Source organism: Burkholderia sp. LMG 13014 (assembly GCF_905232215.1).
Lineage (GTDB): Bacteria > Pseudomonadota > Gammaproteobacteria > Burkholderiales > Burkholderiaceae > Burkholderia.
The window spans coordinates 1-11317 of sequence record NZ_CAJNKE010000162.1 but is presented as its reverse complement, the minus strand read 5'-3'; the positions used below and the strand labels follow the sequence as shown (position 1 = coordinate 11317).

At 65.4% G+C, this 11317-nt stretch carries 8 protein-coding genes; 6 read left to right on the top strand and 2 right to left on the bottom strand.

Going from position 1 to position 11317, the window contains the following annotated elements; all coding sequences use genetic code 11:
• On the top strand, positions 1-414 hold a 414-nt coding region (locus JYJ84_RS17560), incomplete at its 5' end, for a glycerophosphodiester phosphodiesterase family protein (RefSeq protein WP_275890726.1).
• A 171-nt stretch (positions 415-585) separates the two neighbouring features.
• Here the strand turns inward: JYJ84_RS17560 and JYJ84_RS17555 are convergent.
• Positions 586-1317 (bottom strand): OmpW family protein, encoded by a 732-nt coding sequence (locus tag JYJ84_RS17555; RefSeq protein ID WP_043191805.1) that lies wholly within the window; start codon positions 1315-1317, stop codon positions 586-588.
• A 193-nt stretch (positions 1318-1510) separates the two neighbouring features.
• Here JYJ84_RS17555 and JYJ84_RS17550 point away from each other — a divergent pair, with 193 nt between their 5' ends.
• From JYJ84_RS17550 to JYJ84_RS17540, 3 genes are all read left to right on the top strand, one after another.
• Entirely contained in the window at positions 1511-2224 is a 714-nt protein-coding gene (locus JYJ84_RS17550) for a transposase (RefSeq protein WP_122944220.1), read from the top strand.
• 289 nt (positions 2225-2513) lie between these two features.
• Positions 2514-7217, top strand: a complete 4704-nt coding sequence (locus JYJ84_RS17545; protein WP_122944221.1) for a glutamate synthase-related protein — start codon at positions 2514-2516, stop codon at positions 7215-7217.
• A gap of 85 nt (positions 7218-7302) precedes the next feature.
• Positions 7303-8769 carry a glutamate synthase subunit beta gene (locus JYJ84_RS17540; RefSeq protein ID WP_122944222.1) on the top strand — a complete coding sequence of 489 codons (1467 nt, stop codon included), beginning with the start codon at positions 7303-7305 and terminating at the stop codon, positions 8767-8769.
• A gap of 101 nt (positions 8770-8870) precedes the next feature.
• Here the strand turns inward: JYJ84_RS17540 and JYJ84_RS17535 are convergent, their stop codons facing one another.
• Entirely contained in the window at positions 8871-9317 is a 447-nt protein-coding gene (locus tag JYJ84_RS17535) for a hypothetical protein (RefSeq protein WP_236027692.1), read from the bottom strand.
• A 218-nt stretch (positions 9318-9535) separates the two neighbouring features.
• Between JYJ84_RS17535 and JYJ84_RS17530 the strand changes: the two genes are divergently transcribed.
• Positions 9536-11026, top strand: a complete 1491-nt coding sequence (locus JYJ84_RS17530; RefSeq protein ID WP_174958683.1) for a sodium:alanine symporter family protein — start codon at positions 9536-9538, stop codon at positions 11024-11026.
• On the top strand, positions 11023-11317 hold a 295-nt coding region (locus tag JYJ84_RS17525), incomplete at its 3' end, for a 2'-5' RNA ligase family protein (protein WP_275890725.1). The genes JYJ84_RS17530 and JYJ84_RS17525, both read left to right, overlap by 4 nt.

Genomic DNA, 11317 nt, shown 5'->3' with positions numbered 1-11317 from the left:
AAGAGAGAGGGGCGCGAGCGCGAGACCGGGCAGCGCGTGGCGGCCGACGCGGCCGCGTACTGGCGCGATGCCGCGGTCCCGCCGCTCCTGTCGTCGTTCTCGTTCGATGCGCTGCAACAGGCGCGCGCGACGGCGCCGGCGCTGCCGCGCGGGATGCTCTACGAGGCCGTGCCGGACGACTGGCACGCGCAAGTGGTCGGCGCGCTCGGCTGCGTTTCGTTGCATGCAGACCACAAACAGCTCGATGAACCGCTCGTGCGCGCGATCAAGGCGGCCGGGTTGCGCATCCTGGTTTACACGGTAAACGACCTCGAACGGGCACGCGAACTGGCGCGCTGGGGCGTCGACGCGGTCTGCACGGACCGTATCGACCTGATCGCCTCCACGGCACTGGACGACATCGACATCGCCTGACGGCCGCGACGGCGGCCAGTGAAACCCGGGTCGGGAACGTGCCCGACGCGAAAAAAACGACGCCCCGGCGGGTTTCCCGCCGGGGCGTTTTACATCGTGGAGACGTTACGTCAGGAAAAATCCGCTACAAATTGCAGCAGGATTAACCATTCCCCAAATATTCGACTACGCTTAGAAGCGGTAGCCGACGTTCAGGTACGTCACGATCGGGTTCAGCGAGATGTGCGCTTTCGACGTTTCGGTCAGGGTGCCCACCTGGGTTCGCTTGGCGGTCGTGAACGTCGCGGTCACGCTGACCGGGATGTACGACATCGAGAGGCCGGCGAACCAGTGTTTCGTGAAGTTGTACGTGAAGCCGGCGTTGAACACGGGCGCCCACTGGTTGCTGGTCTGTGCGCTGGTCGGGCCGCCGAGCGCGCCGTTTTCGAACGCGCTGTTCGTGATCTTCGCGCCGGTGAACCAGATATACGTCGCGCCGACGCCGATATACGGACGGAACTTCGCGTTGGCGTCGTTGAAGTAGTACTTGAGGAGGAGCGCGGGGCTCCACTGGTACGCGCGGCCGAGCGTACCAAAATTCGCGAACTGACCCTTGCCGGTGATGTCGAACTTCGGCGGAATGCCGGCAATGAACTCGGTGGCGATATGGTCGGTCACGAAGTAACCGGTCGCCAGTGCGAGCGTGTCGGCGTCGCTGATGCCAGCGCCCGTGTTGGGAATCGATTGGTTGACGGGCGTGCCGCCGACGCCGTAGAGGTACAGCGGATCGCTGCTGTCCTGCGGCGCGAGGTGCAGCCAGCCGGTGCTGACGTAGAAATCGCCTGCGGATTGTGCGTGTGCCGTACCGCCCGCAAACGTGAATGCGAGCGCTGCAGCCCCCGTAATGGCCAGTTTTCGTTTCATTGTGTCTCCTCCGATGTAAGGCGTGCTCATTATGACGACTGCGTTTAAAACCAAACAAGCTCGTAAGTTAGAGTTTTCACCCTAGGATTAGTACGACCGTACGCTTCCGCGCCCTGTCGGGACAGGCATTCTACGCAGGTGCGCACTATCGGACCCCCGGGTATTTCCTAACGCGTTCAAACGGACATTCAGCATGGCACGGTTAGCACGACTCTACGTTCCCGACCAGCCGCAGCACGTGATACTGCGCGGCCTGGATCAGCAACCCGCGTTCGTCGACGACCAGGACTACGAACTCTTCATCGATTGCCTGAAGGCCGCCGCGCGCGATCATCACCTGTCGGTGCACGCCTACGTGCTGCTGCCGCGCCAGGTGCAACTGCTCGTGACGCCGAGCGACGAGGCGAGCCTGCCGAAAGCGATGCAGGCTGTCGGCCGCCGCTATGTCGCACATTTCAACCGGCGCTATTCGCGGCGCGGCACCCTGTGGGAAGGCCGCTACCGCGCGACGGTGATCGAAGGCGAGCGCTATTTCCTGCTCGGGAGCCGCGTGGTCGAGATGAGCCCGGTGCGCGCGCAGCTCGTCGCGACGCCCGAGGCTTATCGCTGGTCGAGCTACCGGCATCACGTCGGGCTCACCGTCGACAGCCTGATCACCGACCATCCGCTCTACTGGGCGCTCGGCAATACGCCGTTCGACCGCCAGCGCGCGTACAAGGAGCTGTGCGAGCAGCCGCTCGACGAGCGGCAGGCCGACCAGTTGCAGCAGGCGACGTTGAAGGGTTGGGTGCTCGGCGGCGAGAATTATCGCGAGTGGGCGGCGCGTACCGCGAACCGGCGCGTGTCGCCGCTACCGCGCGGACGCCCCAGAAAGGTGCGTGAAAACACGCCGCCGATCCAGCAGTAATCCGGGAACGGCGGTTCAGGAGGCGGCGCTGCGGGCGCCGCTTCTTTTTGCACCAAAATGATACGGCCCCAATAAAACGGCACCAGATCGAGGCATGCATTTAATTGGGGTTCGATCAAGCGGTTTTTGTTGCTATTCCTTTGATTCGTCGCGTATATTCCGAATTCCGGTGGCCCGGGCGAAGCATGCCCATCCACTGTCGGCCGTGCCGTCTCCCGTCGGGAGCGGGATCGACGGCAACAAGAAAATGGTTCAACGGCCTCCAGGCCCCCTTTACGACGGTGTCCCCATGAACGACCACCAGCAGCCGCTCGCCGCGGTGCCCGCCGCACAAGGTCTGTATGACCCGCAAAACGAACACGACGCCTGTGGCGTCGGCTTCGTCGCTCACATCAAGGGCAAGAAGAGCCACGAGATCATTCAGCAGGGTCTGAAGATCCTCGAGAACCTCGATCACCGCGGCGCGGTCGGCGCCGATCCGTTGATGGGCGACGGCGCGGGCATCCTGATCCAGATCCCGGACGCGTTCTATCGCGAAGAAATGGCGAAGCAGGGCGTGAACCTGCCGCCGGCTGGTGAATATGGGGTCGGCATGATCTTCCTGCCGAAGGAAAACGCATCGCGTCTCGCGTGCGAGCAGGAGCTCGAGCGGACGGTGAAGGCCGAGGGCCAGGTCGTGCTCGGCTGGCGTGACGTGCCGGTCGACCATGCGATGCCGATTTCGCCGACCGTGAAGGCGAGCGAGCCGCTGATCCGCCAGATCTTCATCGGCCGCGGCAAGGACATCATGGTGACGGACGCGCTCGAGCGGAAGCTGTACGTGATCCGCAAGACGGCGAGCCACCGCATCCAGGCGCTGAAGCTCAAGCACGGCAAGGAATACTTCGTGCCGTCGATGTCGGCGCGCACGATCGTCTACAAGGGCCTGCTGCTCGCGGGCCAGGTCGGCGTGTACTACCGCGACCTGCAGGACGCGCGCGTCGTGTCGGCGCTCGCGCTCGTGCACCAGCGCTTCTCGACCAACACGTTCCCGGCGTGGGAGCTGGCTCACCCGTACCGGATGATCGCGCACAACGGCGAGATCAACACCGTGAAGGGCAACGTGAACTGGCTGAACGCGCGTACCGGCGCGATCGCGTCGCACGTGCTCGCCGACGATCTGCCGAAGCTGTGGCCGCTGATCTACCCGGGCCAGTCGGATACCGCGTCGTTCGACAACTGTCTCGAGCTGCTGGTGATGGCCGGCTACCCGCTCGTGCACGCGGTGATGATGATGATCCCGGAAGCGTGGGAACAGCACACGCTGATGGACGAGAACCGCCGCGCGTTCTACGAATACCACGCCGCGATGATGGAGCCGTGGGACGGCCCGGCCGCGATCGCGTTCACCGACGGCCGCCAGATCGGCGCGACGCTCGACCGCAACGGCCTGCGCCCGGCGCGCTACATCGTGACCGACGACGACCTCGTCATCATGGCGTCGGAAGCCGGCACGCTGCCGATCCCCGAATCGAAGATCGTCAAGAAGTGGCGCCTGCAGCCGGGCAAGATGTTCCTGATCGACATGGAACACGGCCGCATCATCGACGACAAGGAACTGAAGGACAACCTCGCGAACGCGAAGCCGTACAAGAGCTGGATCGACGCCGTGCGCATCAAGCTCGACGAGATCGAGCCGAAGGCCGAGGAAGTCGCGGCCGGCCGCACGCAGGGCGCCGCGCTGCTCGACCGCCAGCAGGCGTTCGGCTATACGCAGGAAGACCTGAAGTTCCTGATGGCGCCGATGGCGCAGCAGGGTGAAGAAGCCGTCGGTTCGATGGGCAACGACTCGCCGCTCGCGGTGATGTCGAACAAGAACAAGACGCTCTATCACTACTTCAAGCAGCTGTTCGCGCAGGTCACGAACCCGCCGATCGACCCGATCCGCGAGAACATGGTGATGTCGCTCGTGTCGTTCATCGGCCCGAAGCCGAACCTGCTCGACACGAACAACATCAACCCGCCGATGCGTCTCGAAGTGTCGCAGCCGGTGCTCGACTTCAAGGACATCGCGAAGATCCGCGCGATCGACCAGTACACGGGCGGCAAGTTCAGCGCCTACGAACTGAACATCTGCTACCCGGTTGCATGGGGCAAGGAAGGCATCGAGGCACGCCTTGCGTCGCTGTGCGCGGAAGCCGTCGACGCGGTGAAGTCGGGCTACAACATGCTGATCGTGTCGGACCGCAAGACGGACGCCGAGCATGTCGCGATTCCGGCGCTGCTCGCCACGTCGGCGATCCATTCGCACCTCGTCCAGCAAGGGCTGCGCACGAGCACGGGCCTCGTCGTCGAGACGGGCTCCGCGCGTGAAACGCACCACTTCGCGCTGCTCGCGGGCTACGGCGCGGAAGCCGTGCACCCGTACCTCGCGATGGAAACGCTCGCGAAGATGGCCGAAGGGCTGCCGGGCGACCTGTCGCCGGAGAAGGCCGTCTACAACTTCACGAAGGCGGTCGGCAAGGGCCTGCAGAAGGTGATGTCGAAGATGGGCATCTCGACGTACATGTCGTACACGGGCGCGCAGATCTTCGAAGCGCTCGGCCTGTCGAGCGACCTGGTCGAGAAGTACTTCAAGGGCACGGCGTCGAAGGTTGGCGGCATCGGCCTGTTCGAAGTCGCGGAAGAAGCGATCCGCCTGCACCGCGATGCGTTCGGCGACAACCCGGTCCTGCGCGACATGCTCGACGCGGGCGGTGAGTACGCGTACCGCGTGCGTGGCGAAGACCACATGTGGACGCCGGATTCGATCGCGAAGCTGCAGCACGCGACGCGCAGCAACTCGTACCAGACGTACAAGGAATACGCGCACCTGATCAACGACCAGACCAAGCGTCACATGACGTTCCGCGGTCTGTTCGAGTTCAAGGTCGAGCCGACCAAGGCGATCCCGATCGACGACGTCGAATCGGCGAAGGACATCGTCAAGCGCTTCGCGACGGGCGCGATGTCGCTCGGTTCGATCAGCACCGAAGCGCACGCAACCCTCGCGGTCGCGATGAACCGGATCGGCGGCAAGTCGAACACCGGCGAAGGCGGTGAGGACCAGAAGCGCTATCGCAACGAGCTGCGCGGCATTCCGATCAAGGCGGGCGAGACGCTGAAGTCGGTGATCGGCGACGAGATCGTCAGCGACATTCCGCTGAAGGACGGCGATTCGCTGCGCTCGAAGATCAAGCAGGTCGCGTCGGGCCGCTTCGGCGTCACCGCCGAGTACCTCGCGTCGGCCGACCAGATCCAGATCAAGATGGCCCAGGGCGCGAAGCCGGGCGAAGGCGGCCAGTTGCCGGGCCACAAGGTGTCGGAATACATCGGCAAGCTGCGTTACTCGGTGCCGGGTGTCGGCCTGATCTCGCCGCCGCCGCACCACGACATCTACTCGATCGAGGATCTGGCGCAGCTGATCCACGACCTGAAGAACGTGAACCCGAGCTCGAGCATCTCCGTGAAGCTCGTGTCGGAAGTGGGCGTCGGCACGGTCGCGGCCGGTGTCGCGAAGGCGAAGGCCGATCACGTCGTGATCGCCGGCCATGACGGCGGCACGGGCGCATCGCCGCTGTCGTCGGTCAAGCACGCAGGCACGCCGTGGGAGCTGGGCCTCGCCGAAACGCAGCAGACGCTGGTGCTGAACCGCCTGCGCGGCCGCATCCGCGTGCAGGCCGACGGCCAGATGAAGACGGGCCGCGACGTCGTGATCGGCGCGCTGCTCGGCGCGGACGAATTCGGCTTCGCGACGGCACCGCTCGTCGTCGAAGGCTGCATCATGATGCGCAAGTGCCACCTGAACACGTGCCCGGTCGGCGTCGCGACGCAGGATCCGGTGCTGCGTGCGAAGTTCAAGGGCCAGCCCGAGCACGTCGTGAACTACTTCTTCTTCGTCGCCGAGGAAGTGCGCGAGATCATGGCGCAGCTCGGCGTCGCGAAGTTCGACGACCTGATCGGCCGCGCCGACCTGCTCGACACCCGCAAGGGCATCGAGCACTGGAAGGCGAAGGGCCTCGACTTCTCGCGCGTGTTCTACCAGCCGGAAGAGTGCGAGGACGTCGCGCCGCGTCACGTCGACGTGCAGGATCACGGCCTCGAGCGCGCGCTCGACCACGTGCTGATCGAGAAGGCGAAGGCCGCGATCGAGAACGGCGAGCATGTGTCGTTCATCCAGCCGGTGCGCAACGTGAACCGCACGGTCGGCGCGATGCTGTCGGGCGTGATCGCGAAGAAGCACGGCCACGACGGCCTGGCCGACGATGCGGTGCACATCCAGCTGAAGGGCACGGCCGGGCAGAGCTTCGGCGCGTTCCTCGCGAAGGGCGTGACGCTCGACCTCGTCGGCGACGGCAACGACTACGTCGGCAAGGGCCTGTCGGGCGGCCGGATCATCATCCGTCCGACCAACGACTTCCGCGGCAAGTCCGAGGAAAACATCATCTGCGGCAACACGGTGATGTACGGCGCGATCGAAGGCGAATCGTTCTTCCGCGGCGTCGCGGGCGAGCGCTTCTGCGTGCGTAACTCGGGCGCGACGGCGGTTGTCGAAGGCACGGGCGACCACGGTTGCGAATACATGACGGGCGGTACGGTCGTCGTGCTCGGCGAGACGGGGCGCAACTTCGCGGCCGGCATGTCGGGCGGTCTCGCGTACATCTACGATCCGGAAGGCACGTTCGCGGCGAAGTGCAACAAGTCGATGGTCGCGCTCGAGCCGGTGCTGCAGCAGGCCGAGCAGGAGCGCACGGTCGACCGCGCGCTCTGGCATGCGGGCATGACGGACGAAGCGCTGCTCAAGGGGCTCGTCGAGCGTCATTTCCAGTTCACGGGTTCGCCGCGCGCGAAGTCGCTGCTGGAAAACTGGGACGCGGCGCGCCGCCAGTTCGTGAAGGTGTTCCCGCACGAATACAAGCGCGCGCTGGGCGAGATCGGTGCGAAGAAGGCGGCGAAGGAAGAACTGGCCGCCTGAGCGACGAACGACATAGCGAATGCCGCGCGCGCATGATTGCCGCGCGCGGCTCCCCCACCCGATACACCGAACAGAAGAGCACCTTATGGGCAAGGCAACCGGTTTTCTGGAGTTCGAACGCCGCCACGAGGCGTACGAAGCACCGCTCACGCGCGTGAAGCACTACAAGGAATTCGTCGCGGCACTGACCGACGCGGACGCGAAGGTCCAGGGCGCGCGCTGCATGGATTGCGGCATCCCGTTCTGCAACAACGGCTGCCCGGTCAACAACATCATTCCGGACTTCAACGATCTCGTTTACCGCCAGGACTGGCAGCAGGCGATCGAAGTCCTGCACTCGACCAACAACTTCCCGGAATTCACGGGCCGCATCTGCCCGGCGCCGTGCGAGTCGGCGTGCACGCTCGGGATCAACGACGACCCGGTCGGCATCAAGTCGATCGAGCACGCGATCATCGACAAGGCCTGGGCGGAAGGCTGGGTGAAGCCGCTGCCGGCCGAGCACAAGACGGGCAAGAAGGTCGCGGTCGTCGGCTCGGGCCCCGCGGGCCTCGCTGCCGCGCAGCAGCTCGCGCGTGCGGGCCACGACGTGACGGTGTTCGAGAAGAACGATCGCGTCGGCGGCCTGCTGCGCTACGGGATCCCCGACTTCAAGCTCGAGAAGTGGCTGATCGATCGCCGCATGCGCCAGATGGAAGCGGAAGGCGTGACGTTCCGCACCAGCGTGTTCATCGGCAAGGATCAGCTGCCCGAGTCGATCGGCAGCCTCGCGAAGGAAACCATCTCGCCGGACACGCTGAAGGAAGAATTCGACGCGGTCGTGATCGCCGGCGGTTCGGAAACGCCGCGCGACCTGCCGGTGCCGGGCCGCGAACTCGCGGGCGTGCATTACGCGATGGACTTCCTGCCGCAGCAGAACCGCGTGAACGCGGGCGACAAGCTCGTCGACCAGCTGCTCGCGAAGGGCAAGCACGTGATCGTGATCGGCGGCGGCGATACGGGTTCCGACTGCGTCGGCACGTCGAACCGTCACGGCGCGAAGCACGTCACGCAGTTCGAGCTGCTGCCGCAGCCGCCGGAAGAGGAAAACAAGCCGCTCGTGTGGCCGTACTGGCCGATCAAGCTGCGCACGTCGTCGTCGCACGAAGAAGGTTGCGAGCGCGACTGGGCGGTCGCGACGAAGCGCCTCGAAGGCAAGAACGGCAAGGTCGAGAAGCTGATCGCGGTGCGCGTCGAGTGGAAGGACGGCAAGATGCAGGAAGTGCCGGGCTCCGAGTTCGAGATGAAGGCCGACCTCGTGCTGCTCGCGATGGGCTTCACGCAGCCGGCAGCGCCCGTGCTCGAAGCGTTCGGCGTCGCGAAGGATGCGCGCGGCAATGCACGCGCGGCAACCGAAGGCGATCGCTCGTACTACACGTCGGTCGACAAGGTGTTCGCGGCGGGCGACATGCGCCGTGGCCAGTCGCTCGTGGTGTGGGCGATCCGCGAAGGCCGCCAGTGCGCGCGGTCGGTCGATGCGTACCTGATGGGGCATTCGAGCCTGCCGCGGTAAGCGCGGGTCGAGCAGCATCGCGGTATCAGCCGGGCGTCCGAAAGGGCGCCCGGTTTTTTTATGGTGCGGCCAGTATCGATGATGCTGGGGGCCGAACGACGTCAATGCGCTGGTTTCGCCGGCGCGAGCGGAAGCATCTGGATTCTTCCGAAGCCGGTGACGCGGCCGTCGCAAGCGATCGTCGCGACGTAGCTGGCGTCGCCCGATCTCAGATCGAATCCCCACCAGCCGAGCGTGTCGGTGTGGTAGCGGGGCGTGCCGACGAATTCAACTTCGTCGGTAAGGCTCCCCTGCGCTTTCGCGAAAGCAAGAATCCCTGCCTCAAGTTCCGCGATCGATGCGTTGGGGCACATGCCTTCGTCTCGCTCGTATCTCGCCATTCCGACGACGAAGAGCAAGAGCAACGCAAGTGCGGCGGCTGCCGCGATCAGGATAAAGGTCAGGCGAACGACGCAACGGGTGACGGTCGGGATCATGAAGGTGTCCGGAGGTTTCGTGACGAGCGAGACGGCGATTTCGACTGAAGCTCTCGGCAGCGTACGATTCATGGTCCTCCGGGCGCATCGCCCTGCCGGGCAGTCGCACCCGGCCCACCCCCGCATTTTCGCGAAGCGTCGCCTAATCTGATCACATCCGGCGGCGATTTCCCGGCATCTCAAATCTTTCGTTTTGTAATGATCCTTGCAAATTGTCATATCATGTCGCCCCTCCGGCCGTGAAGCGAGCGGCCATCACATATGACTGACCCTATTTACAAGGACTCTGGATGGAAGCACTCGTGCAAGGGCTGATCGACGCCGTCAACGGCGTGTTGTGGAACTACGTGCTGATTGCGTTGCTGCTCGGCGTGGGCGTGTGGTTCACGCTGCGGTTCAGGATGATCCAGCTGAAGGCGCTGTTCCTCAGCATGAAGCTGGTCGGCAGCAAGGGCGAGCCGGGCAGCATCTCGTCGTTCCAGGCGTTCGCGACCGGGCTCGCGAGCCGCGTGGGCACCGGCAACATCGCCGGCGTCGCGGTCGCGCTGACGGTCGGCGGGCCCGGCGCGATCTTCTGGATGTGGATGACGGCGCTGGTCGGGATGTCGTCCGCGTTCGTCGAGGCGACGCTCGCGCAGATCTTCAAGGTGTCGCACCCGGACGGCAGCTATCGCGGTGGCCCCGCGTACTACATCCAGACGGGCCTGCGCTCGCGCGGCTTCGGCGTGCTGTTCTCGCTGTCGCTGATCCTCGCGTTCGGCTTCGTGTTCAACGCGGTGCAGGCCAACGCGATCGCCGATGCGTTCGACACGTCGTTCGGCTGGAGCCGCGCGAGCGTCGGTCTCGGGCTCGTGCTGCTGACCGCGCCGATCATCTTCGGCGGGATCCGCCGGATCGCGGCGGTTGCGCAGGTGATCGTGCCGCTGATGGCAATCGGCTACCTCGCGCTCGCGGTCTATGCGGTCGCGACGCACATCGCGCTGGTGCCGGGCGTGATCGAGTTGATCGTGAAGAGCGCGTTCGGTCTCGAGCAGGCGGCGGGCGGCCTGACGGGCTATGCGGTCAGCCAGGCGGTCGCGATGGGCGTGAAGCGCGGGCTGTTCTCGAACGAGGCCGGCATGGGTAGCGCGCCGAATGCGGCGGCGACCGCCAGCACGCGGCATCCGGTCGTGCAGGGGCTGATCCAGATGCTCGGCGTGTTCGTCGACACGATCGTGATCTGCAGCGCGACCGCCTTCGTGATCCTGCTGTCGGGCCAGTACGAACTGGGCACCGGCATGGAAGGCGCGGCGCTCACGCAGCGCGCGATCGCGAGCCACGTGGGCGGCTGGGGTGGCATCTACATGGCGTTCGCGATCTTCTTCTTCGCGTATTCGTCGGTGATCGGCAACTACGCGTATGCGGAAGGCAACGTCGAATTCATCACGAAGCGGCGCGGCGTACTGCCGCTGTTCCGCATCGCGGTGCTCGGCATGGTGATGTTCGGCAGCGTCGGGCAACTGCCGCTCGTGTGGGCGATGGCCGATACGAGCATGGGGCTGATGGCGATCATCAACCTGATCGCGATCCTCGCACTCGGCAAGTATGCGCACGCCGCGTGGGCCGACTATCGCCGCCAGCGCGCGCAAGGCGTTGCCGATCCGGTGTTCACGCGCAACACGATTCCGGAACTCGCGAACGTGCTGCCGACCGACGTGTGGGGCGAGCATGGCCCGCTGCCGCAGCGTCCGGCCGCGGCCGATGCCGACAGCGTGCCGCGCGCGGTGGTGCGCGAGTCATGAACGGCGACCGGCTGCGCGTGTTCGTCGCGCTGATGCCCGATGCGGCATCGCGCGACGCGCTGCACGCGTTGCCGGTTACCCGTGGCGCGCGGCGTCCGCTGCCCGCGCAACTGCATGTGACACTCGCGTTCGTCGGCGCGATCGAGCGGGCGTGCTGCGACGCGCTGGCCGCTTACCTGCCGGCGCTCGCGGCCGCGCATGCGCTGCCGTTGGTGCCGGTCGAACGGATCGCGTGGTGGCCGAGCCTGCCGCGCGCGCGGCTGATCGTCGCGGAACTGGCCGCCGAGCCGG